This window comes from Brachybacterium sp. GCM10030268 (genome assembly GCF_042666305.1).
Classification (GTDB): domain Bacteria; phylum Actinomycetota; class Actinomycetes; order Actinomycetales; family Dermabacteraceae; genus Brachybacterium.
In genome coordinates this window covers 576,757-599,953 of the sequence record NZ_JBHTCW010000002.1, presented here as the reverse complement: position 1 = coordinate 599,953, position 23,197 = coordinate 576,757, and the positions used below count along the sequence as shown (strand labels likewise).

At 70.9% G+C, this 23,197-nt stretch carries 21 protein-coding genes and 1 pseudogene; 12 read left to right on the top strand and 10 right to left on the bottom strand.

All coding sequences use genetic code 11. The features are described from left to right. Window positions 1-100 precede the first annotated feature (100 nt). Window positions 101-1,183, top strand: a complete 1,083-nt coding sequence (locus ACFQRD_RS05720; RefSeq protein WP_377016452.1) for an NAD(P)-dependent alcohol dehydrogenase — start codon at window positions 101-103, stop codon at window positions 1,181-1,183. A gap of 181 nt (window positions 1,184-1,364) precedes the next feature. Here the strand turns inward: ACFQRD_RS05720 and ACFQRD_RS05715 are convergent, their stop codons facing one another. Continuing rightward, on the bottom strand, window positions 1,365-3,146 hold the full coding sequence (locus tag ACFQRD_RS05715; protein WP_377794109.1) for a DUF222 domain-containing protein: 1,782 nt from the start codon (window positions 3,144-3,146) through the stop codon (window positions 1,365-1,367). Window positions 3,147-3,659: 513 nt separating this feature from the next. Next, entirely contained in the window at window positions 3,660-3,854 is a 195-nt protein-coding gene (gene rpmB, locus ACFQRD_RS05710; RefSeq protein ID WP_377016456.1) for a 50S ribosomal protein L28, read from the bottom strand. Between the two features lie 352 nt (window positions 3,855-4,206). On the opposite strand from rpmB, the gene ACFQRD_RS05705 reads away from it, so the two are divergent. Next, window positions 4,207-6,414, top strand: a complete 2,208-nt coding sequence (locus ACFQRD_RS05705) for an ATP-dependent DNA helicase RecG (RefSeq protein ID WP_377803567.1) — start codon at window positions 4,207-4,209, stop codon at window positions 6,412-6,414. Window position 6,415: 1 nt separating this feature from the next. Continuing rightward, a complete protein-coding gene (gene rsmD / locus ACFQRD_RS05700) occupies window positions 6,416-6,997 on the top strand; it encodes a 16S rRNA (guanine(966)-N(2))-methyltransferase RsmD (protein WP_377803566.1) in 582 nt (193 codons plus the stop codon). On the opposite strand, the gene ACFQRD_RS05695 is transcribed toward rsmD, so the two are convergent. Next, the gene (locus tag ACFQRD_RS05695; RefSeq protein ID WP_377803571.1) at window positions 6,937-7,821 is read right to left on the bottom strand and encodes a helix-turn-helix transcriptional regulator; all 885 of its coding nucleotides are present in this window, start codon (window positions 7,819-7,821) and stop codon (window positions 6,937-6,939) included. The genes rsmD and ACFQRD_RS05695 overlap by 61 nt on opposite strands. Window positions 7,822-7,983: 162 nt before the next feature. Here ACFQRD_RS05695 and ACFQRD_RS05690 point away from each other — a divergent pair. Continuing rightward, a pseudogene (locus ACFQRD_RS05690) lies at window positions 7,984-8,747 on the top strand (SDR family oxidoreductase). Between the two features lie 78 nt (window positions 8,748-8,825). Next, window positions 8,826-9,419, top strand: a complete 594-nt coding sequence (locus ACFQRD_RS05685; protein ID WP_377016491.1) for a GNAT family N-acetyltransferase — start codon at window positions 8,826-8,828, stop codon at window positions 9,417-9,419. On the opposite strand, the gene ACFQRD_RS05680 is transcribed toward ACFQRD_RS05685, so the two are convergent. After that, window positions 9,394-9,792, bottom strand: a complete 399-nt coding sequence (locus ACFQRD_RS05680) for a VOC family protein (protein ID WP_377016494.1) — start codon at window positions 9,790-9,792, stop codon at window positions 9,394-9,396. The genes ACFQRD_RS05685 and ACFQRD_RS05680 overlap by 26 nt on opposite strands. 18 nt (window positions 9,793-9,810) lie before the next feature. Between ACFQRD_RS05680 and ACFQRD_RS05675 the strand changes: the two genes are divergently transcribed. The 7 genes from ACFQRD_RS05675 to ACFQRD_RS05645 all read left to right on the top strand — a co-directional run bounded on the left by ACFQRD_RS05675 (window position 9,811) and on the right by ACFQRD_RS05645 (window position 14,796). Then, the gene (locus ACFQRD_RS05675; RefSeq protein WP_377803565.1) at window positions 9,811-10,653 is read left to right on the top strand and encodes a DUF6597 domain-containing transcriptional factor; all 843 of its coding nucleotides are present in this window, start codon (window positions 9,811-9,813) and stop codon (window positions 10,651-10,653) included. Window positions 10,654-10,685: 32 nt separating this feature from the next. Continuing rightward, complete coding sequence (locus ACFQRD_RS05670) at window positions 10,686-11,066, top strand: DUF3224 domain-containing protein (protein ID WP_377016496.1); 381 nt, start codon at window positions 10,686-10,688, stop codon at window positions 11,064-11,066. An 82-nt stretch (window positions 11,067-11,148) separates the two neighbouring features. Next, on the top strand, window positions 11,149-11,640 hold the full coding sequence (coaD, locus tag ACFQRD_RS05665; RefSeq protein WP_377803564.1) for a pantetheine-phosphate adenylyltransferase: 492 nt from the start codon (window positions 11,149-11,151) through the stop codon (window positions 11,638-11,640). 53 nt (window positions 11,641-11,693) lie between these two features. Continuing rightward, entirely contained in the window at window positions 11,694-12,368 is a 675-nt protein-coding gene (locus ACFQRD_RS05660) for a YceD family protein (RefSeq protein ID WP_377803563.1), read from the top strand. Beyond that, window positions 12,368-13,120 carry a ribonuclease III gene (rnc, locus tag ACFQRD_RS05655; RefSeq protein ID WP_377803562.1) on the top strand — a complete coding sequence of 251 codons (753 nt, stop codon included), beginning with the start codon at window positions 12,368-12,370 and terminating at the stop codon, window positions 13,118-13,120. Before ACFQRD_RS05660 ends, rnc begins: the two co-directional genes overlap by 1 nt. 51 nt (window positions 13,121-13,171) lie before the next feature. Further along, window positions 13,172-14,137, top strand: coding sequence for a bifunctional DNA-formamidopyrimidine glycosylase/DNA-(apurinic or apyrimidinic site) lyase (gene mutM, locus ACFQRD_RS05650; protein WP_377803561.1), 966 nt, complete (start codon window positions 13,172-13,174; stop codon window positions 14,135-14,137). 68 nt (window positions 14,138-14,205) lie between these two features. Continuing rightward, the gene (locus ACFQRD_RS05645; RefSeq protein WP_377017260.1) at window positions 14,206-14,796 is read left to right on the top strand and encodes a response regulator; all 591 of its coding nucleotides are present in this window, start codon (window positions 14,206-14,208) and stop codon (window positions 14,794-14,796) included. A 118-nt stretch (window positions 14,797-14,914) separates the two neighbouring features. Here ACFQRD_RS05645 and ACFQRD_RS05640 read toward each other — a convergent pair whose 3' ends face one another. The 6 genes from ACFQRD_RS05640 to ACFQRD_RS05615 form a co-directional block, all read right to left on the bottom strand. Continuing rightward, complete coding sequence (locus ACFQRD_RS05640; RefSeq protein WP_377803560.1) at window positions 14,915-16,069, bottom strand: sensor histidine kinase; 1,155 nt, start codon at window positions 16,067-16,069, stop codon at window positions 14,915-14,917. Further along, on the bottom strand, window positions 16,066-17,910 hold the full coding sequence (locus ACFQRD_RS05635) for an amino acid ABC transporter ATP-binding/permease protein (protein WP_377803559.1): 1,845 nt from the start codon (window positions 17,908-17,910) through the stop codon (window positions 16,066-16,068). Before ACFQRD_RS05635 ends, ACFQRD_RS05640 begins: the two co-directional genes overlap by 4 nt. Next, window positions 17,907-19,688 carry a thiol reductant ABC exporter subunit CydD gene (gene cydD, locus ACFQRD_RS05630; RefSeq protein ID WP_377803558.1) on the bottom strand — a complete coding sequence of 594 codons (1,782 nt, stop codon included), beginning with the start codon at window positions 19,686-19,688 and terminating at the stop codon, window positions 17,907-17,909. The genes ACFQRD_RS05635 and cydD overlap by 4 nt, the downstream gene beginning before the upstream one ends. A 16-nt stretch (window positions 19,689-19,704) precedes the next feature. After that, on the bottom strand, window positions 19,705-20,793 hold the full coding sequence (gene cydB / locus ACFQRD_RS05625) for a cytochrome d ubiquinol oxidase subunit II (RefSeq protein ID WP_377803556.1): 1,089 nt from the start codon (window positions 20,791-20,793) through the stop codon (window positions 19,705-19,707). Between the two features lie 18 nt (window positions 20,794-20,811). Beyond that, window positions 20,812-22,368: a cytochrome ubiquinol oxidase subunit I gene (locus ACFQRD_RS05620; RefSeq protein WP_377016516.1), complete on the bottom strand. Its 1,557-nt coding sequence runs from the start codon at window positions 22,366-22,368 to the stop codon at window positions 20,812-20,814. Window positions 22,369-22,485: 117 nt separating this feature from the next. Further along, the gene (locus tag ACFQRD_RS05615; protein WP_377016518.1) at window positions 22,486-23,064 is read right to left on the bottom strand and encodes a TetR/AcrR family transcriptional regulator; all 579 of its coding nucleotides are present in this window, start codon (window positions 23,062-23,064) and stop codon (window positions 22,486-22,488) included. Window positions 23,065-23,197 lie beyond the last annotated feature (133 nt).

The following is a 23,197-nucleotide window of genomic DNA, read 5'->3' as shown; positions in this document are numbered from 1 at the left end:
GGAGACTCGCCATAAGCAGCGGTTCGGTCGGTCCTTCGATTCGGCATAGGCTGGAGGGCGCCCTTACCAACGGGCGACCCCCAGCATCGAAGGAGACCCCATGTCGATCACGGTCAAGGCTCTGCAGAAGACCGGCCCCGACCAGCCGTTCCGCGTCGCCACCATCGAACGTCGCAACCCGCGACCGGACGACGTGGTCATCGACATCAAGTCCGCCGGGATCTGCCACTCCGACATCCACACGATCCGCAACGAGTGGGGCGAGGCACACTTCCCGCTCACCGTCGGCCACGAGATCGCAGGCGTCGTCGAATCGGTCGGCGAGAACGTGACGGACTGGACGGTCGGCGACCGCGTGGGCGTGGGATGCATGGTCGATTCCTGTGGCCAGTGCGAGGAGTGCCGGGCCGGCGAGGAGCAGAACTGCCTGCAGGGCGCGGTCGGCACCTACAACGCGACCGACGTCGACGGGACCGTCACCCAGGGCGGCTACTCGGAGAAGGTCGTGGTCGACCAGCGATTCGTATGCCGCATCCCCGACGGACTCGAGTTCGACGTCGCGGCGCCGCTGCTGTGCGCCGGCATCACCTCGTACTCGCCGCTGGCCCGCTGGGGCGCGGCCGAGACGAAGGACGGAGCTGCCAAGAAGGTCGCCGTGCTGGGTCTCGGTGGACTGGGGCACATGGGCGTCCAGATTGCTGCGGCCATGGGCGCCGACGTCACCGTGCTGTCGCGTTCGCGCAAGAAGGAGCAGCTGGCGATCGATCTCGGGGCGAGCCAGATGCTGGCCACCTCCGAGGACGGCTTCTTCGAGGATCACCGCGGCGAGTTCGACCTCATCCTGAATACGATCAGTGCGGACATTCCGGTCGATGCGTACCTCGGCCTGCTGAAGCCGCGCGGTGTGATGGCTGTGGTCGGACTTCCCCCGAATCGCCAGTCGCTGAGCTTCGGCTCGGTGATCGGTGGCCGGAAGACCCTGGCCGGTTCCAATATCGGTGGCATCGCCGAGACCCAGGAGATGCTCGACTTCTGCGCCGAGCACGGCATTGCCGCGCAGATCGAGACCGTCGGCGTCGAGGAGGTCGATGCGACCTACGAGCGCGTCGTCGCCGGTGAGGTGTACTTCCGGGCGGTCATCGATACCGCGACCTTCGCGGACGTCGAGCCCGCCGCGGTCTGAGCACTGTCTGAGTCGCGCGGGGCCCGGAGCCCGGGCCCCGCGCTGTCGGCGGTGACACGAGCAGGCTCTCGCTGGCGCTGGCAGTTGCTCTCGCTGGCTGCTGCTCTCGCTGGCTCTGGCTGCGCCGCCTCTCGCTGGCACCGGGACCTGCTCGAGTTGGCCCCTCGCTGACCGGTTTCCGCTAGTCGACCGCTTCAGGCTCATCGCCCGGTTTCCGCACGTCGGCCGATTGCGCCGTGTCGGCCGGACCGGGTGCGCCTCGAGACTCCAAGAGACCGGCAAGTGCTTCCGAGCTCACGGTGGCCGCGGGGTCGAGAATGTAGTTCGTGTGGGCTCGGAAATGCCAGTGTCGGCAGTGCGGCTGCGTGAAGAGTTGCGAGCGGGGGTTCCTGGTCGACAGAGCGTGTCTCGCGGCACGGTCGAGGCTGCGGTGGAAGATCCCGTGCAGTTCCGGCTCCTCGTCCTCGCCGGTCTGGTCGGCCGGCGGGGGAGACCGTCGCCGTCGGTGAGCAGCGGTGCCCACCGGGTCGAGATTCGTCGCACCGCGACGCGCCTTCTGGCCGTAGCGAGTCGTCCATTCGACCGTTCTCCGGCTGCCGTCGGAGTCGGTGATCACGCGGACGGTCTCCCCGGCCTTCTCCTTCTGGTTGTCCCCGGCGCAGAGCCCGTTGGCGTTCGCCAGTGACGTCGGCCCACCCTCCGCGTGCGGAATGATGTGGTCGTTCTGACGGATATCGGCATTGCAGTGCGGAGCACGGCACGTCTGGTGGCTCCACCTGATGAAGCGCGAGAGCGCCGGTGGGAAGGCCCGGGACCGGGACTCGACGGCGACGAGCTCACCGGAGTCGGGATCGGTATAGAGCCGGCGCAGCGTCAGTGCAAGCTCGGCGTCGTCCTCGCCGGTCATGGCATTTCGCATCTCGTCCCGGATGTGCTCGAACGGCACGGGCCCATAGCCCTCGATGGTGGCGGCATCGGCGTGTCCGGGTGCGAAGAGCGAGCGGTCGGTGATGATGACGCCGATATCGAGCGTGGTGGGATCGACGCCGTCGCCCCGCCCCAGGAGCGTATCGGCCATCAGATCGGCCATGATCTGCTGGTGTCCGCGCCGGTCACCCTCGGCCCGGGCCTTCTCCGCGGCGAGGGAGAGGCCCTTGCGTATGCGGGCGCCCTCGAGCGCGGGCAGCTTGGCGCTCAGGCGGCACATCCCGTCATCGTCATTGCGCACGGTGAGGCTGCGATTCTTCGATGCGCGGATGTGGCGCTTCTCGGCGCCGTCCGGGTCGAGCGTATGCATCACGCGCTGGGTCTCCTCGGCCCATTCCCGCTGCCCACAATCCTCGAGGTTGCCCACGTGCTCGGTCAGGACGGCGTCCACCTGGGTGCGCAGCTCCGGTTCCGCCGTGGCGGTGGCCTTGCTGACCCGGTGTGCGACCTCCGCATTGACCCTGCCCTGTGAGAGCGACGTGAGGATGCCCGGCATGGATCTGACCAGCCGGCGGCATGTCGCCATCGTCTGGCCTGCCGTCGAGGGCGCTCTCCTCAGGGCGCGGGATGCCTCGCTGCGAGCGATGCGTGCCGCCTTCGCCGGTGATTCCTCGCGAGCTGTGCAGTCGTCCTTGATGGCTGATTCCAGGTGCACCACGGTGCGGGCCTGGACTGCGGCCAGTGCACTCGAGAGGTTCTGGATTCCGAGCAGCAGGCTGATCGTGTCCGGAGCGGACAGAGCATCGAGAGCGACTGAACCGTGGGTACCGATCTCGGTGAGCGCGCGGTTCACGGAGAGCAGGTCGATGTCACCGATCTGGAGCTGCTCCTCGCCGGCCGTGAGGGGAAGAGAGCTGCGTGCGTCCGGAGCGGGCTGCGCCGGCGAGTCGGCACTGGGCGCACTGGAGCAGTCGTCCGGACCTCCAGGACCTGCACCTCCAGGATCTGCGGCCACGCCATCTCGCTCATCTGTCATGGTCCAAGTATCGCAGGCTTGTGCGATAAAAGACAGGTCATTTCCAAAATTACCGCAAGGTAGCGAGGCAATGTGGACGAATGGCCCCTGTGGAGGAACGGTCGATATCTCACTGCTCGACTACTCGTGCTGGTCAGGCAGTGTTGGAGCAGAGGTTCGGGTGGGATGTGAACGGCGGCATCTGGAAATGTGTGCAGTACTGGCGAGAAGCGCAATAATCCGCTAGGTTGCCCGGCCGCTGAGGTGCGTCTCATGGATTGGGGGGCATTTCACGTGCGGTGCGAAATTGTGGACGAGCGGCCGTTGTGGAGGAATAGAGCTCGTCGCGAAGGCGCCAGCCAGTGGGCACTCCTGCTGCGGTCGGAGGTCGTGAGAAAGTGTGCTGGCGTCACAAGGGCCGGGGCCGGCACCGCCGCAGGTGGGCGCTGCCCCACAGGAGCGCCGCCCCCAGACGCACGTGAGCCCCTCCCCGAATCGGGGAGGGGCTCACGGGTGAGTCCGAGTCGGTCTCGCTCAGGCGCCGAGCGTGCTGACCTTGCCTGCCTTGAGGCAGGAGGTGCACACGTTCACGCGCTTGCTGGTGCCGTTGATCACAGTGCGCACGGACTGGATGTTCGGGTTCCAGCGACGCGAGGTGCGGCGATGCGAGTGAGACACGTTCTTGCCGAAGCTCGGGCCCTTGGCGCAGATGTCACACGTGGAAGCCACTGTCGTCTCCTGAAAAGTCGAATTCTGATCGGGTGCCCGCCCATCCCTGCGACTGCTCACCGGCCACGAGGGCGGGAACCTTCTCAGGAGTTGGTGACCAGGGATCGCGCAGGGGCGCTGGCCCCCGGAGGTCAGGGCAACCACGGAAGCATACCCCAGGCGGCGCCTTCTCCAGAAGGGTGCGGGCGAGTCGACCCGCTGTGGATTCCGACACAGCGTCGTACCGCAGTGGCACGATGGTCCCCGCGTGCGCACGATCATCGTCGCACGTCGCAGAGCCGGACTACTGCGCCCACGGGACGCTGACCCGTACCGGCGAGCGCGCACGAGGACCATCACGAGGAGGCACCGCATGGCGAGGAGACGGGAGTCCGCTCGCGGGTCCATGCCGCTGTCCGAGCTGCTCGAGAGCAAGGAGTCCCGCGCCATGGCCTCCTTCGGTGTCAGAGACCTCGACACGATGATGCGGTTCGCTCCCCGCCGCTACACGACCCCGGCCCCGCTGCGCTCCCTCCACGAGGTCCAGGAGGGGGAGGAGGTCAGCGCGATCGTCTCGGTCGTCGACGTCAAGGAGCGGCGCATGCGCAGCCGGCAGGGTTCGATTCTCGAGGTGGTCGTCTCCGACGGCATCGAGAGTCTCACCCTCACGTTCTTCCTCGCCAAGCAGCACCTCGTCCAGTGGCACCGCAATCAGCTGCCGGTCGGCAAGCACATCGTGGTGCGGGGGACCGTCGGCCTCCACAAACAGACGCACGAACCCCAGATCACCCATCCGCTGTACGAGGACTACGAGGACACGCCGGAGGGGCGCATGCGGGCGCAGCGGCCCCTTCCGGTCTATCCGCTGAAGAAGACCATCGCCCAGCGCACCATGCGCTCGGCCACGGAGAAGGGCGTCGAATTCGGGGACCGGCTCAGTCGGCCGGTCCCGGCGGAGGTGGTCGCCCGGCGCGGACTGCTGCCGCTGGCCGAGGCGGTCCGCAAGGTGCATGTCCCGTGGACCCTGGCGGAGACCCGCGCGGGCCTCGCCCACCTGGTGTTCGAAGAGGCGTTCGTGCTGCAGGCGATCTTCGCCCAGCGCCGCGCCCAGGATGCGCGGACCCCAGCCCCGGCGCTGCGGGCCGATGGGCCGCTCCAGCCGGCCTTCGACGAGCGCCTCCCCTTCGAGCTGACAGCCGGGCAGCGGGAGGTCGGCGGGCAGATCATCGACCGCATCCGCCAGGACCATCCCACCAGTGTGCTGCTGCAGGGCGACGTCGGCTCCGGCAAGACCGTCATCGCACTGCGCGCCATGCTCCGGGCCGTCGACTCGGGCCACCAGGCGGCGCTGCTGGCCCCCACCGAGGTGCTGGCCGAGCAGCACTACCGGACGCTGACTGCCCTGCTCGGCGATCTGGCGCGGGCCGGGCAGCTGGACGGCCACCCCGACGCCACCCGGGTGCGGCTGCTGACCGGGTCGCAGCGGACCGCGGCCCGCCGCGAGACGCTGCTGGATGTCACGTCCGGGCAGGCCGGGATCGTGGTCGGAACCCACGCCCTGCTCACCGAGAGCGTCGAGTTCGCTTCGCTCGCGCTCGTGGTCATCGACGAGCAGCACCGCTTCGGCGTGGACCACCGGCGCCGGCTGCGCACCAAGGGCCCGGCGGGGACGAGTCCCCACGTGGTGGTGATGACCGCGACCCCGATCCCGCGCACCGCGGCCCTCGCCACCGTGGGCGACCTCGACGTGCTCACCCTGCACGAGAGCCCGGGGATGCGCGCGGGCGTCGAGGCGTTCGTGGTCCACGAGTCCAACCCGAAGTGGGAACAGCGGATGTGGCAGCGCGCCGGTGAGGAGATCGCCGCCGGACGCCAGGTCTTCGTCGTCTGCGCGCGGATCGACGAGGCGGGCGACGACGCTCCGGCGCCGCCCCCGATGGACCCCGAGAGCGGTGCCACGCCCCTGCCCGTCGCCCGCGGCGTCACCGAGACCGCCGAACTCCTCGCGAGTCGTCCCGAACTGGCCGGGGCTCGCATCGGGATACTGCACGGGCGGCTGAGCACCGAGGAGAAGCAGCAGGTCATGGACCGCGTCGTGGACGGCGAGATCGACGTGCTGGTCGCGACCACGGTCATCGAGGTCGGCGTCGACGTTCCCAACGCCTCGGTGATGATCGTGCTGGATGCGGAGCGTTTCGGCGTCTCCCAGCTGCACCAGCTGCGAGGCCGGGTGGGCCGTGGCCGGCACGCCGGCATCGCCTTCCTCGACACCCGGGCCGTCGAGGGCTCCGAGACCTCCCAGCATCTGCAGCGGGTCGCTTCCGCGGCCGACGGATTCGCGCTGGCCGAGCTCGACCTGCGGCGACGCGGCGCTGGAGATCTGGTGGGGGAGGAGCAGTCAGGCCTGCAGCGCACCCTGAAGCATCTCGACGTCATCCGTGATGCCGAGGTCATCGAACAGGCACGCGAGGACGCCTTCGCCGTCGTCGAGGCCGACCCGGCCCTGAGCTCGCATCCTGACCTCGCCGGGTCGATCGAGGACCGCCTGCGCGACGCCGACCCCGACGTGGAGAGGAGCTGACGTGCCGCGGATCATCGCCGGCAGTCTCGGAGGCCGCACGATCCCCGGGCCGCCCGGGAAGGGCACCCGGCCGACGTCCGACCGCGTGCGCGAGGCGCTGTTCTCGCGTCTGGACGGGTGGGACGCGATCGAGGGAGCCCGCGTACTGGATCTGTACGCCGGCACCGGTGCTCTGGCGTTCGAGGCCCTCTCCCGCGGCGCCCGGGCCGCCCTGCTGGTCGAATCCCACGCCCCGACCGCCCGGCAGCTGCGCCGCACCGCCGCCGAGCTGGGCCTCGAGGGCCGTTGCGAGGTGCGACCCGGGAAGGCGGAGAGCATCGCCGCCTACCTGGAACCGTCCGGTGCCGGGTACTCGCTGATCTTCCTCGACCCGCCCTACGCAGTCACCACCGAGACCCTCGAGGCGCTGCTGGTCACGCTGCGTCCCGCGCTCAGCGACGACGCGCTCGTGGTCGTCGAACGCTCCCGCCGCTCACGAGAGCTGGCCTGGCCGGACGGCTGGGCGGACGACGGCACCAAGGCCTACGGCGAGACCGTGCTCCAGTTCGGCGGGCCGTCGTCGGAGCCGGGCGAGACCTCCTGAGTGCCGAGCACGGCGAGCAGGTCGAGCTTGCCGGCGGCCTCGCTGTGCGGGGGAGCGGTCAGCACCAGCAGCACCTGTGACCGGTCCTCCGTGAACAGGGCCTGGCAGTCCACCTCGATCTCGCCGAGCTGCGGGTGCAGCAGCACCTTGTGGTCCGCGAAACGCTGCGCCACGATCTGTTCCTCCCACAACCGGGCGAACTCATCGCTGCGCTCGCGCAGCAGCGCGGCCAGCTCGGCGGCCCGGGACCGTGGACCCCATGCCCCGTAGGCGGCACGGAGCGAGGCGACCTGCGCCCGGCTCTGACGCTCGTGATCGGACGCCGGGTACATCGCCCGTCCGTGCGAGGGGTCGGCGAACCACCGGTAGATCGCGCTGCGCTCCCAGCCCGTGAGGTGACCGGTGCTGCCGAACAGGGCGGTGGCCGGGCCGTTCTGGACCAGTGCCTCCTCGAGTGCGGACAGGATCAGCGCCGGCGTGTCCTGCAGGCGGTCCAGAACCCGCATCAGCTGCGGGGCGACGTAGTCCTCCTGCGGCATCCGCTCCGGGGCGGGGTGCCCGGCCACCCGGTAGAGATAGTCCCGCTCATCGGCGCTGAGCCGCAGCGCCCGGGCGAGGGAGGAGAGCATCTGAGTGCTCGGCTGCGGACCGCGACGCTGCTCGAGGCGCGTGTAGTAGTCGGTGGACATCATCGCCAGCTGCGCGACCTCCTCGCGGCGCAGACCGGGGATCCGACGCCGCGCGCCCGGGCCGAGCCCGACATCTGCGGGGAGCAGGGAGGCGCGTCGGCGCGAGAGGAACTCGGCGAGGGCGGCTCGGTCCACACCAGCCCTGTCCATCGCAGTTTCCTCCATCGCAGCCTCTTCCGTCGGCGTCCTGCCTGTCTCCGCAGTATCGCCCCCTCGAGCCCGCCGCAACCAGGGATCGCTGATCCCCCGATGAGCGCGGCCTGGTGCGGGCCGGCACGACCGCACAGACTCGAGACCATGAACATCACCGGACACACCATCTTCATCCCCGGCGCGACCAGCGGCATCGGCCTCGCCCTCGCCGTGCGACTGCACGCGAAGGGCAACCGCGTCATCGTCGGCGGGCGGCGCACCGAGCTGCTCGAGTCGATCGCCGCCGAGCATCCCGGGATCGACACGGTCGAGATCGACACGTCCGATTCAGCCAGCATCAGCGCTGCGGCGCACAGGTCCTCGCCACGCATCCGGACCTCGACATGCTGGTGGCGATGGCCGGGATCATGCGGGTGGAGGACTGGCAGGACCCGTCGGACGTCCTCCCTACGGCGGAAGCGACGGTCACCACGAACATTCTCGGCCCCATCCGGCTGATCGCCGCGTTCATGGAGCATCTGCGAGCCCAGGAATCGGCGACGATCATGACCGTCTCCTCCGGTCTGGCCTTCGTGCCCCTGCGTGCCACCCCCACGTACAACGCCAGCAAGGCCGCGATCCACATGCTCTCGGAGTCGCTGCGGCTCCAGCTCGCCGGCACCGGCATCGACGTGCTCGAGCTGCAGCCGCCGGCCGTGCGCACCGCCCTGATGCCCGGCCACGAGGACAACGAGGCCGCGATGGGACTGGACGAGTTCGCCGACGAGGTCATGGAGATCCTCGAGACCCAGCCGGAGGCGACGGAGATCCAGGTCGAGACGGTGAAGTTCCTGCGCTATGGCGAGGCGCGCGGTGACTATCCCCAGGTGGTCGCGGCCGTGAACGCCACCGACCCGCACAACCACTGACCGGCACCAGCCGCCACAAGCGACGACCCCCGCTGAGCGCGGGACCGCCCGGAACCCATCGGTCGCTACCCTCTGAGCGTGACCACGACTCTCCACGACCTCGACTGGCCCGTCCGCACCGACCGCCTCGAGCTCCGACCGGCCCGACCCGAGGACGCGGACGAGATCTGGCCCTGGTACCGGCGGCCCGAGGTCCAGGAGTGGACGACCACGCTGAGCACCACGCTCGAGGACCACCGGCAGCGGTGGGAGAGCCGTCTGGACATCAGCCTCGTGGGCCGGCGCGACGGTGGCATCGTCGCCGTCGGCAAGATCGACCGTCAGGACCCGTGGTCCCAGACCGACATGGTCGAGCAGGCCCGCGGCCGGCAGGCCGAGGTCGGCTGGGTGCTCGACCCCGCCATCCAGGGACAGGGCCTCGGGACGGAGTTCGCCGCGGCCCTGCTGGACCTCGCTTTCGAAGGGCTCGGCCTCCGCCGGGTCGAGGCCGGCTGCTTCGCCGCCAACCTCGCCTCGCGCCGCGTCATGGAGAAGATCGGCATGCGCTGCGAGGGCGTGTTCATCGAGGAGTCCCTGCACCGCAGCGGACGCTGGCTGGACGGGATGAGCTGGGCGATGCTCTCGCGCGAGCACCACGCGCGAGGAGTCAGCCCCAGGCAGCCGCGTCGGTGAGACAGAAGGCGTGGCCAGCGGGGTCACGCAGCACGATCCACGTCTCGCCCGGCTGCTGGGAGGGACGCTCCGCACCGAGTTCCACGCAGCGCGCCGCCGCGGCGTCGAGGTCCTCGACGGCGAGATCGAGATGGAACTGCTTGCGGCCGTCGTCCGGCCACGAGGGCCGTTGATAGTCGGGGATCGCGCCGATGCCGAGGGCGTGGCTCGGCCCGGTGAGCATCGCGTACTGCTCGCTCAGGTGCACGATCGGCCAGCCGAGGACGGCGGACCAGAACTGCGCGATCGGCTGGGTCTCGGCGGCGTCGAGCGTGATCATCGCCAGGGAGGCGACGGGCGCGGCGGCCGTGGAGGGCGTGTCAGTCGTCGTCATAGCTGCCACACTGCCGCCATGGAGCATGCAGGCGATTGCATGAACGCGACACCGCCGCACATGGTGGGCCATGTCCTGCGACCGGAGGAGTTCCTCGCCCGTGCCTCGTACGACAGTGCCGCGCCCGACGAACGGCTGAGCCGGTGGGTCGAGCGGTACTGGTCTGTCACGTGGTCGCTCGAGGACGGCGCATCCCATCACGTGGCGACGCTCGACGAACCGGCGGTCAATCTGACCGTCGAACGTGGCGGAGTCCAGCGCAGCGGCATGGACGGTGACGGCGCATGGATCACCGGCCCGGTCGCCGCGGGACGGTTCGATGTGACGCTGACCGGTACGGGCAGTGTCATCGGTGTCAAATTCCGACTGGGAGGCACCACCGCCTTTCGCGCCGCTGATCTGGCGGCCCTGCGTGACCGCACCGTTCCCGCTGCGGAGTGGTTCGACGTCGATCCCGCCGCCGTGGTCCTCGAGCCCACGGCGACCGAGGCCGCGGAGGTGCTTGATGACTACCTCCTCGCCCGGGAGCCGCGTGAGGACCCCGGGTTCGACGGGTTTCTCGCCGTTCTCGAGATGCTCGCCGACCCGGAGGTCACCGGCACCGGAGAGCTGGAGCGACGAGCGGGGATGGGAACGCGGTCGTTGCAGCGGCTGTTCGAGCGGTTCGTCGGTCTCGGCCCCAAACGCATGCTGGTGCGTGCGCGAGTGATGGACGCCGTGGCAGCGTTCGACAGCGGTGACCCGCGGGACGTCGTCGATCTCGCCCATGATCTCGGCTGGTTCGACCAGCCACACTTCATTCGCGACTTCCGCGCCATCACAGGCGAGACGCCGGCCCGTTACGCGCGCCGAAGGGGGTGACCGCGAGGGGAGCGCTGCGCGATACTGCGAGCATGACGACGCTCAGCGCGACCTTCACGATCGATCTGCGCCCCGGCGAGCCGATCCCGACCGCCGCCGGCCGCTTCGAGTTCACCAAGACCTGGAGCGGCGCACTCGAGGGCACCAGCCACGGCACCATGCTCACCGCCGGCGATCCGGGCACAGGCAACGCCGGCTACGTCGCCATCGAGATCTTCGAGGGCACCCTCGACGGCGTGCCGGGCGGCGTGACCCTCCAGCAGCTCGGGACGATGGCCGGCGGCGACCCCGTCCTCGAGTACGTCATCGCCCCCGGCTCGGGCACCGGCGAGCTCGCCGAGACCTACGGGAGACTGACCATCGACGCGATCGACGACGACGGTGTCCACCGGGTGAGTCTCGAGCAGGCCTGAACCGCCTCGGCGTCCCGAGCCGCACCGGGCCCGGCCGCACCGGAGCCGGCCGCACCGGAGCCGGCCGCACTAGAGTGGCGCCATGAGCACCGTCGTCCTGCCCGGCTCGTTCGATCCCTTCACGCTGGGACATCTCGACCTCACGCGTCGGGCAGTCGCCCTCGGCCACCGTGTGGTCATCGCCGTCTCCCACAATCCCAGCAAGGCCGGGACCCTCGGTCTCGAGGCGCGGAAGACCGCGATCGCCGAGACGGTGGAGGCCGACGGGATGAGCGGCAGCGTCGAGATCCGCACCCTGCCCAAAGGGCTCCTGGTCGACTTCTGCCGGGAGCTGGGGGCCGATGCGGTGGTGCGCGGCCTGCGCTCCCAGCTGGATCTGGCGTACGAGGAGCCGATGGCGCGGATGAACCACCACCTCGCCGGTGTCGACACCGTCTTCCTGCTGACCGACTCGGCCTACTCCCACATCTCCTCGTCCCTGGTGCGGGAGGTCAACGCCCTCGGGGGTGACGTCTCCGACATGCTCCCGGGACCGTCCCTGGACGCGCTGCGAGCCGCCGCGGACGTATCCTGAGTGGTCCTCCCGGCCACGCTCATCTTCGTCGACACGAACAGGACTGCCACGCCATGTCTTCCGACACCGTCCCCGTCTCGCCGCTCGATGAGGATCTGCGCTTCGACGCGGTCGACCTCATCGGCCGCCCCGGCGCGCACCGCCGTATCGAGCGCACCATCGCCGCCCCCGCCCGCGAGGCCGGCGGCGCCGCGATGCAGGTCCCCGAGGGCAACGCCCTCGCTGTCGAGGCCGAGCTCGAATCCGTCGTCGAGGGCATCTACGCCCACGGCTCCGTCCGCGCCCACCTCGAGGGCGAGTGCTCACGCTGTCTCGACCCCGTCGACCAGGACGTCGAGGCGCGTCTGGACGAGATGTTCATGTACCCCGAGAAGGTCAAGGCCGACGAGCTCGAGGACTCGGTCCTGCTCGAAGGCGACAAGGTCAACCTCGGCCCGCTGGTGCGCGACGCGCTCGCCATGGAGGCCGACGAGCGCCCGCTGTGCCGCGAGGACTGCCCCGGTCTGTGCCCCCAGTGCGGTTTCCGCATGGAGGACGACCCGGAGCACGGCCACGAGATCATCGATGACCGGTGGGCCGCGCTGAAGACCCTCCTCGATGAGGACTCCGACGGCTCCGACGGTTCGGCTCGCTCCGACAGCTCCGACAGCTCCGACAGCTCCGACAGCTCCGACAGCTCCGACAGCTCCGACGCCACTGGCGGCACGGCCGGCAGCGAGGGCCGCTGATGGCGCGGAGGCGCCGGGCCACCGAGCACGCCGACGCCGATCGGCTGCTCGACGCCCTACCGCTGGACGCCGCTCAAGCTGCTGAGCTGCGCGAATCGGGACTGTTCGAGCTGGCCCTGACCCATCGCTCCTATTCCTATGAGCACGACGGGCTCCCGCACAACGAGCGACTCGAGTTCCTCGGCGACGCCGTGCTGCAGCTCGCGGTGACGGAGCAGCTGTACGCGACCCATCCGACGCTGCCCGAGGGTGACCTCGCCCGCCGCCGCGCCGCCACCGTCAGTGCCCGGGCGCTCGCGGTGATCGCCTCGAAGCTCGACCTCGGCGCCTACGTGAGGCTGGGTCGAGGGGAGGATCTCACCGGCGGGCGCGCGAAGATCTCCATCCTCGCCGACACCACGGAGGCCGCGATCGGTGCGGTCCACCTGGTGCTGGGCCAGAACGTCTCCCGCCGGTTCGTCCTGGAGCTCATGCAGCCTCTGCTGGAGTCCGACGAGTTCCTCGAGACCAGCTACGACTTCAAGTCCCGGCTGCAGGAGATCGCCGCCGCCACCGGCGTGACCCCGTCCTACCGGATCACCGAGACGGGCCTGGAGCACGAGAAGGTGTTCACGGCCACGGTCAGCGTGGAGGGCATCGTCTCCGCGAGCGGGGAGGGCGCGTCCAAGAAGGACGCCGAGCTGGCCGCGGCTCAGAACGCGGTGCGCGCGGTCCTCGCCGAGCGCGGCGAGTCGCTGATACCTCGCGGCTGACCCGCCCCCGCGGCTGACCCCATTCCCAGCGGCTGAGAGGAGCTGAGCGGCGTGCCGGAACTTCCCGAGGTCGAAGTGGTGCGTCGCGGCCTCGAACCCCGCACCGTCGGCCGCGTCGTCGACGAGGTCGAGGTGGTCGATCCGCGGATCATCCGCCGTCAGAGCGGGGGAGCGGACCGCCTGGCCGCGGCCCTGGTGGGCTCTCGCCTGACCGCCGTGGTGCGTCGCGGGAAGTTCCTGTGGTGGCGCCTGGCCGACCCGGACGGCCAGGACACCGGGGAGGCGCTCATGGGCCACCTCGGCATGAGCGGCCAGCTGCGTGTGCGCACCCCCGACCCGGCACCGACCGCCCTCCTGCCGCCGTCCGAGGGCCCCGCCCCCGACCCGCTCCGCCACCGCCGGGCGAGCCTGCATCTGGATGACGGCACCGTGATCGACATGGTCGACCAGCGCATCTTCGGCGGCCTGTGGACCAGCCCTCTGCAGCCGACTGCCGATGGTGCCGTCGCCGGCCTCGGCAGCCCCGACGAGCTGCTCCCCGACGACGCGGCCGGCATCGCCCGCGACCTCCTGGACCCGGCGGCGGACCTGCCCGCCATCGCCCGCACGCTGCGCTCCCGGCGAGCCCCCGTGAAATCCCTGCTGCTGGCGCAGGACGTCGTCAGCGGCATCGGGAATATCTACGCCGACGAGGCCCTGTGGGCCGCCCGCACACGCTACGACACCCCCGGCAACGCCCTGACGCAGCGTCGCGCGCTGTCGATCCTGCGGGAAGCCGGCGCCGTCATGGAACGGGCACTGGGTGCCGGTGGGACCAGCTTCGACGCGCTCTACGTCAACGTCGACGGTCGCAGCGGGTACTTCGCGAGGTCGCTCGCCGCGTACGGCAAGGATGGGGAGCCCTGCCCGCGATGCGGGACGCTCATCCGTCGCGACGTCCATCAGGCCCGCAGCAGCTTCTACTGCCCCCGCTGCCAGCGTCCCCTGCCCCGGGCGAGGAAGGACCAGGTCAGATGACATCGGACGACGAGAGTGCCGGCGGTGAGCACCTGGAGGACGAGCCGCCGGAGGGCATCATCCGGGTGATGCTGGTCGACGATCACGAGGTCGTCCGCCGCGGCATCGCCACCGTCATCGACGCCGGTCACGGCCTCGGCGTGGTCGGTGAGGCCGCCTCCGTGGCGGAGGCGGCCCGTCGGCTGCCCGCGATCCGGCCCGATGTGCTGGTGGTGGACCTCCAGCTTCCTGACGGCACCGGCATCGACGTCATGCGCGCTGCGCGCCGGGCCGACCCCGCCCAGCGCATGCTCGTGCTGACCAGCTTCGACGACGACGCCGCGGTGCGCGAGTCCCGCGCGGTCGGTGCCGACGGGCTGATCCTGAAGTCCGCCCGATCCCACGAGATCATCGAGGCGATCCGCACCATCTGTTCGGGGAAGCCGGCCTGGCCGGCCGATCGCGCCGAGGAGACGCCGCAGCTGTCCGACTCCGACCGCCGGATCGTCGACCTCATCGGCGACGGTCACTCCAACCGAGAGATCGCTGACGAACTGGGCATCGCCGAGAAGACGGTCAAGAACCGCATCACGGTCATCCTCGCGACCTTGGGCATGCAGCGCCGCACGCAGGTCGCGGCGATGGTCGCCGCCCGTCGGCGCGCCGGTTGGAAGCAGTGACGGTTGGAAGCAGTGACGGCTGCTGGCGACGGAATCACACCGCTGGCGACGTCGCCGCACCGGCTGGAGACATGGTCGCCGCACCCGTTGGAGACATGGTCGCGGCTGCTGGGACCGATCACGCCGGCGGCAGCGTCACCCGCCAGGAGATCATCGTGCCGGGCTCGAGGTTGATGGCGTCCACCCATCCGGAGTGCCGACGCGCGCGGCTGGACATGTTCGCCAGCCCGCTGCGCCGCTGCACCGAGGGGTCGATCCCGCGCCCGTTGTCCGAGATGTTGACCTGGACGACCCGGTCCACACCCTCGGAGGTGAGGCTGACCGAGACCGCCACGGCGCTGGCATGCGCGTGGCGGGCGGCATTGGCGAGGCCCTCGCGGACCACCGCGACCACGTCCTCGGCGATCTCAGCGGGCAGCTCGGCCTCCATCTCGGCCGGGTGCGGTGGCAGGCGCAGCGCGGGGACGAAGCCGAGACCGGCGGTGGCCAGGCCCACCTCGTGGCGCAGCTGTTCGGTCAGCGTCGCCTCCGGGCGCTCGCGGCGCAGCGACTGCACGATCTGTCGGATCTGAGCGACCGCGTTCTCGACCCCGTGCACCGAGGCGGCGACCGAGGAACGGATCCGCGTGTTCGAGGGCGGCTCCCCGGGAGCGGCCAGGGCGTCGGTCAGGCTCTCCAGTTCCATCCCCACGGCGAACAGTTCCTGGATTGCGAGATCATGCAGATCGCGGGCGATCCGGCTGCGCTCGTCGTCGATCTCCACCGTGGAGCGCAGTGAGGGCCAGCGCAGCGTCAGGGCGAGCAGGCCGGCCAGGGCGTCCAGCCGTTCCCGGTCGGCGAGGGTGAACTCGTCCGGCACGTCCTGCGAGGCCGCGGAAGGGGCCCCGCGGAGTACGGCGAGGTAGCCCATGCCGTGCTCGGCGGCATCGACGGCGGCCAGCAGCGCGGGGCGCTCCTGGTCACCGATGCGCAGCGTGGCGATGCTCTCGAGCGCCTCGACGTCCGCACTCTCGAGGCCGCGCTGTTCCGGGGAGTCGGGCGCCAGCGGCCGGCCGAGCAGCTCCGCGCCATCCGGGCCGTCGACGATCTCGTAGGCCCACGCTCCCGGTTGCCACGGGAGGGCCAGCGCGGCACTGCGCGCGCCGAGGTCGGTACGGGCGGTATGGACGAGCAGATCCAGCAGATCCTCGGTGTCGCCGCCGGCGAGCACGGCCTCCGCCAAAGCCTGCATACGGGGCCGGTCGGGCCGGGATGGCGGGGTCGGCGATGTCATCGGTGCTCCTCGAAGCAGGCCCGGGCGTGGTCACCGATCCGGAGCACCGGCGTGGCGGCGGGGACCGCCTCGATCCGGTGGGTGACCACGACGACGGTACTGCTTGCCGGGACGAGGGTCTCGTCGGCCGGGTCGAGGAGGGCGCGCAGCAGTGCGTCGCCGCGGGCGGTCTCGAGGTGCTCGGTCGGTTCGTCCAGGAGCAGCACCGGGCCGCGGCGGACCACCGCGCGGGCGAGCAGCAGCCGGCGCCGCTCGCCGCCGGAGACGGTGGTCCCGTCCGGCCCGATGGGAGTGTCCAGGCCGCGGGGGAGGGTCGCGAGCCAGTCGTCGAGGCCGACGGCGTCCAGTGCGGCCAGAGCCGTCCCGTCGTCCAGGCCGCCGCGCACCACGCGGAGGTTCTCCCGCACCGTGGTGGCGAAGACGTGCGCGTCCTCGGCGAACATGGTGACCGCGGAGCGCACCTCGGGGGCGGGCAGCGCCGCGAGGTCGCGGCCGTCGAGTTCGACGCGGCCCGCCAGCGGATCGAGCAGACCGGCGAGAGTCGCCAGCAGGGTCGACTTGCCGCTGCCGGAGGCGCCGACCACCGCCAGACGAGACCCCGGCGGCAGATCCAGGTCGAGATCAGCGACTCTGGGAGCGTCAGCGGTCCATCCGGCAGTGAGGCCGACAGCCCGCAGGTGTCCGGACCCACCGGGAGGCGCGGCCTGTAGGGACGGCGCAGACGAGGTGGCCTGTGCGGACGGTGCAGACAAGGCGGACTGTGCGGAGGCAGCGGACTGCGCGGACCGCGCAGGCGCGGCGGCGGGCGCTCGCCCGCCGTCGGAGTCGGAATCGGAGCCGGACCCGCGGCGGTCGTCGCGGGGCGGCGTCCCTGCAGGCGTCGCCGGGCCGTCGGTCAGTTCGGCGAGTCGCGCCGCGGCGGCCCGCGAGCGGGCGTACTGCGAGGCTGCGGCCGGCAGGGCGGTGGCCGCCTCGAAGGAGGACAGCGGCAGCAGCAGGAGCACGCCGACCTGACCGGCGGAGGCTCCGCCGTCGGTCCACGCGGCTCCGGCGGCGAGCAGCGAGCCCGTCACCGCGAGGATCATGGCCAGCGGTACCGCGGCCGAGGCGACGGCCGAGGGCAGAGCGGCCCGGTCGATCGCAGCATCGTGCTCCTCCTGCCGGGACCGCAGCTCCTCGAGAGCGGCCCCGAGGCGACCGTCCAGGCGGAGCGAGGTGGCATCGTCGAGGATCTCCACCGCACCGGCGGTGACACCGGAGCGAGTGGTGACAACGGCCTGCTCGGTCAGCAGCGCGGCCCGATAGGCCATCAGCGGTGCCAGCACGCTGGCCAGTGCCAGGGCCAGCAGCATCGCGATCCCCGCGAGAGGGGACAGCGGCGTGATCGTCGCCAGCACCACGACGGCCATGATCGCCGCCACCAGAGAGGGCACGATCGCGGTGATGACGTGATCGCCGAGCTCCTGGGTGTCGTCCCCCAGGCGTGCGAGCAGGTCCCCGCGGCGGAGGCGGGTGAGTGCGTCGTCGGTGCGGGCGGCGAGCGCGGTGAACAGGTTCGTGCGCAGGGAGACGACGCCTCGCAGGGCGACGTCGTGGGTGAGCATGCGCTCCAGCCAGCGGAACACACCGCGCGCCACCCCGAGCGCTCTGACCATCACCACGGCGACGGTCAGATCGAGCACCGGCGGCATGGTCCACGCCCGCGTGATCAGATAGGCGGAGACGGCGGCGAGGGCGAAGGCCGACCCCAGGGTGGCGCAGGCGGCGGCAAGTGCTGCCAGCAGGCGGCCGGTGGGGATCTCGAGCATGCGCTCGGCGCGGCGGAGGGGCGTGGCGCTCATCGGGCTGCCTCCCCGCCAGGGTCTACTGCTCCGACGGTGTCCACGGGGAGAGGCTCCGTCCGCCGGGCCGACACACTGACCACATCGTCCGCGAGCTCGACGAGACGTGAACGATGAGCGATCACGACGACGGTGCGGCCCTGCTCGCGCAGGGCGCGGATCAGATCGAGGACCACGTGCTCGGTGGCGCCGTCGAGGTGGGCCGTCGGCTCATCCAGGATCACCAGCGGGGCGGGGGAGAGCATCGCCCGGGCCAGAGCGAGCCGCTGGCGCTCGCCGAGGGAGATCCCCCGGCCCGCGCGGCCCAGGTCCGCCTCCCAGCCGCGCTCGGCGGCCACGGCGTCCAGGCCGGTGGCCGTGGCCGCCCGGTCCAGGTCATCATCGGCCGCGTCCGGCCGGGCAGAGGCCAGCACCGAGCGGAGCGTCCCGGCCGGCAGCACAGGACGCTGGGGGAGGAGAGCCACCTGGTCCCAGAGGCTCCGCCGGTCCAGGTCCGCCACGTCGGTGGCCGTCCCGTCGGCAGCGATCACCACGGCCCGGCCCTCATCGGGAGCCAGCAGCCCCAGCAGGACGTGGACGGCCGTGGTCTTGCCCGACCCCGAGCCGCCCGTGATCGCGAGGACCCGCCCGGGAGGCACCTCGACGTCGGCGCGGTGCGGGGCGTACCCGTCGCGCGATCGCACCGAGACCCCGCGCAGCGCGAGCGTCGCGGTGCGCAGATCCGGGGCCGGGACGTCCCCGGCGGGCGGAGACTGCTCGTCGAGGACCTCGAAGGCGGCGGAGACCGCGGCGAGCCCGTCGGTGGAGGCGTGGTACTGGGCGCCGACGTTGCGCAGCGGCAGGTAGATCTCCGGGGCGAGGACCAGCACCGCCAGGGCCGGGGCGAGGTCCATGTCGCCGGCGACCAGCCTCATGCCGATGCTCACTGCGATCAGGGCGACGCACAGGGTGGCCAGCAGCTCGAGCACCATCGAGGACAGGAACGCGTATCGCAGCGCCCCCATCGCCGAGGCGCGGTGGCGCTCGCCCAGTTCACGGACCACTTTCTCCGGGCCGCGCTCCCGGCCGAGCGCCCGCAGGGTGGGCAGCCCGTCGACGAGATCGAGCAGCTGGCTCCACAGCGAGCGCATGTCCGCCAGCAGCTTCTCGGACCGGCCGACGGTGAGCTTGCCGACCAGGATCATGAAGATCGGCACCAGGGGCAGCGTCACCGCGGCGATGACGGCGCTGAGCGGATCGAGCACGGCCACCGTGACCAGGCACAGCGGCGTGACGGTCGCCGTGAGCATCAGCTGCGGCACGTATCCGACGAGGTAGGGGCGCAGCTTCTCGACGCCGGTGGTGGCCAGCGCTGTGACGTCGGCGCCGCGGCCGGCCACGCCCCGAGGGCCCAGGCGCGCGGCGTGGGCGAGGATCCGGCCGCGCAGCTCGCTGATCGCGCCGGTGGCGGCCCGGTGGGCGGTGCGCTGCTGGGCGAGCACGGCCCCGGCGCGTATCGCCAGCGCCGCCACCAGAACGCAGAGCAGGTCCGGCGCCTGCTGGGGGACTCTGCCCTCGCTCAGCAGCTGCGCGCCCAGCCGGGCGATCACCAGCGCCGTGACGATGACGCAGGCGGACTGGACCAGGCCCAGCGCCACCGTGCGGACCACATGGCGGCGCGCCGAGGCGACCTCTCGCAGCAGTCGCGGGTCCAGGGGAGCGCGCGAGCGGAGGCGAGGCCGAGCCGGTGCGGGCCCCGCCGGCGCCGACTCGCTCGACGTCGCTTCCGTCGCAGTCATGTCTGCCCTCGCCGTCTCAGCCGGCATCCTGGTCGAAGGCTTCCCGGTAGCGCCTGGCGGCCTTCTCGAGCAGCTCCGTGCCGGGCGCGGGACCGTCCTCATCGCTGAGGCGATGACGGAAGACCCGATAGGTCCAGATCGTGTAGGCGATGACGACGGGCAGGAGCACCGCCAGCGCCACCAGCATCACGGTGAGGCTGTGGGCGGAGGAGGAGGCGTTCGCCACGGTCAGGGCGTTGGCCGGGTCCCCGGTGGAGGGCAGGACATACGGGAACAGGCCCGCGAACAGGGAGATCGTGGCCAGCGCGATAGCGGTGGTCGTGGCGGCGAAGGCCAGACGCTCCCGGCGAGCACGATTCAGGGGGACCACCGCGAGCAGGGCCGCGGCCGCGAGCGCCAGCGAGATCCAGGTGACCGCGGTGTTCGAGTGGGCCAGCTGGAACCACAGCAGGAACACCGCCGCGGCGAGGATCGTCGGCCACACCAGGAGCCCGGCGAGGCGGTTGGCATCCTCCCGCAGCCGGCCTTCGACCTTCAGGGCGAGGTACAGGGTCCCGTGCAACCAGAACAGGAGCACGAACACCAGCCCGCCGAGCAGGGCGAAGGGGTTCAGCAGGCCCAGCAGGCTGGTGGTCGTCCACGAGTTCGCGTCGATCGCGACGCCTGCGACGATGTTGCCGAAGGCGATGCCCCACAGCAGCGCGGGCGCGAAACCGCCGATGACGTGGACGAGGTCCCACGAACGCTTCCACGCGGCACCGTCGGCCTTATCGCGCCATTTGAAAGCGCACACGCGGGCGATGAGCACCAGCAGCAGGGCCAGCAGCGCCAGGTAGAAGCCGGAGAACAGGGTGGCGTACCACTCGGGGAAGGCGGCGAAGATCAGCGCGCCGCCGGTGATCAGCCAGACCTCGTTGCCGTCCCACACGGGGCCGACGGTCTTCAGGATCGTGCCCCGGGTTCCGGCACCGCGCCGCCAGAACGTGGCGACGTTCATCTGGACCCCGAAGTCGAAGCCCTCCAGCACGAAGTACCCGAGGAAGAAGAAGGCGATCAGGCAGAACCAGAGGGTCTGCAGAGCTGTGGGCGCGAGCGTGACGTCCATGAGTGATCTCGTCCCTTCTCAGTAGTCGAAGGAGAGGGCGGGGGTGTCGAGCTCGTCGGTCTCGGCGTCACGCTGGGGCAGGGCCGCGCCCTTGAGGGCGACCTTGCGCATCAGCTGGAACCAGACCACGGCGAGCACGCCGTAGATGAGGGTGAAGGCGACCAGCGAGGTGAGCACCATCCACGAGGGATGGCTGGAGACACCCTGCATGGTCATCAGCCGCACCGTCGGATCATCGGGGTTGGGGTGGACCACCCACGGCTGGCGGCCCATCTCGGTGAACACCCAGCCCGCCGCGTTGGCGAAGAAGGGCATCGGGATCGACAGCACGCCGAACCACTGGAACAGCCGCGAGCCGGAGGTGCGGGCCGTCGCGCCCCGACCCCGCGTGATCCACAGCGCCCACAGCGCCATCACCGCGCTGAACACGGCCAGGCCGATCATCAGGCGGAAGGACCAGTAGGTCACGAACAGGTTCGGTCGGTAGTCGGCCTGCTGCACGTTGCCCTGGATGTCGGTGACGGATTCGCCGAACTCCTCCTGGTACTGGGCGTTGAGGTCGTCCACGCCCTGCAGCTCGGCGTCGAAGGTGTGGGTGGCCAGGAAGGAGGTGAGGTAGGGGATCTCGATCAGGTGGGTGACGCTGGAGCAGTCCTGGTCGAAGGCGTCGGGGCCGCCGATGGTGAGGATGGAGAAGGGCGCGCCCTCCTGGGTCTCGCACAGCGCCTCGGCGGAGGCCATCTTCATCGGCTGCTGCTTGAACATGATCTGCGCCTGCAGATCGCCGGTGATCGCGAGCGCCACCCCGGCGATCACCATCGCCACCACGCCCAGGCGCAGGGTCGGCCGGTAGAGGTCTCGGGCCACCGTGTCGTGGTCGCGGCCCTCGACGGTCTCCAGGCCGGCCTCGCGGGCCGCGCGGTGGTGACGGACCATGTGCCAGGAGGCCACACCGGTCACGAACGCGGCCGCGACCAGCCATGCGCCGGCGATGACGTGGGGGAACGCGGCCAGCGTGGTGATGTTTGTCAGCACCGCGAAGATCGAGCCCTGGGACGGGTCGAGCTCGGCGCGTCCGGTCTCGGGGTTCACCGCGGCTCCCACCGGGTGCTGCATGAACGAGTTCGCGGCGATGATGAAGTAGGCCGAGGCCATGGAGCCCATGGCCACCGCCCAGATCGTCAGCAGGTGGATCTTCTCGGGCAGCTTGCCCCAGCCGAAGATCCACAGGCCCAGGAACACCGACTCCAGGAAGAAGGCCGCGAGCCCCTCGAGGGCGAGCGGCGCCCCGAATACGTCCCCGACGTAGCGCGCGTACTCCGACCAGTTCATGCCGAACTGGAACTCCTGGACGATGCCCGTGGCGATGCCGATGCCGAAGTTCACGATCAGCATCGAGCCGAAGAACTTCGTCATGCGGGTCCAGGCATCGGTGCGCACCGGGTCCTTCGCGCGCATCGCCAGCGTCTGCATGATGGCGACCAGGAGCGAGAGGCCGATCGACAGCGGCACGAAGATGAAGTGGTACACGGTGGTGATGCCGAACTGCCACCGCGCAAGATCGAGGGCTTCCATGAATCCTCCCGGGAGTCCGGCACGCCATGGAGGTGGCGCGCTGGCTCGAATCTACGGCCGCGCGAGGCCCTGATCCGGGGACCATGGTCCCCTCGGGGGACCGACGCCGGAGCCGGGTCAGGCGCGGTGCGCCGAGATCGCGGCGCGGGCCAGCCGACGCCCCACGTCGATCGCCGAGGCGGGCCGTCCCCGGAGGAAGGCGGCCAGCGTGCCGTCGTAGGCGAGAGCCACCTCATCGGCGAGCTCCTGCGCATGGTCGCCGGCGAGCGGACGGGACAGATGCAGCAGGCGCCGGTCGAGCAGCTCGCTGTCCGCGGCGAGGACCTCACCGACCGGGCCGTCCGGGTCCGGGAACTCGGTCGCGGTGGTCAGGAAGGCGCACCAGCGCGCCGGGGGATGCGTGCCGACACGGTAGGCCTCCAGCGCGTCGAACAGGGCGAGCAGCCGCGCGGTGTCGTCTCCGGCCTCGACCACGTGGCGGTCCCAGATCGTCTGCCAGCCCGCCAGGCGGCGGCGGAGGGCTTCGGCCAGGAGCCCGTCCTTGCTCCCGAACTGCGCGTACAGGGTGGCAGCGGAGACGTCCGCCTCCCGCAGCAGATCGTCGACCGGCGTGGCGCGGATGCCGCGGGAGAACAGCACGCTCTCGGCCGCCCGGAGCAACCGGTCGCGTGCGGAGGGGCGCTGGGAGGGGGCCATCACTCCACTGTAACGACCGTTTCAGTGAACCACTATTCTAGTGTACTGTAACGAGCGTTCTAGTTGCGGCCGTGCCCGAGCCCGGGTGGACGAGCCCGGGCGTCCCAGCCCGACGGCCGGTTCGGCCGCCCAG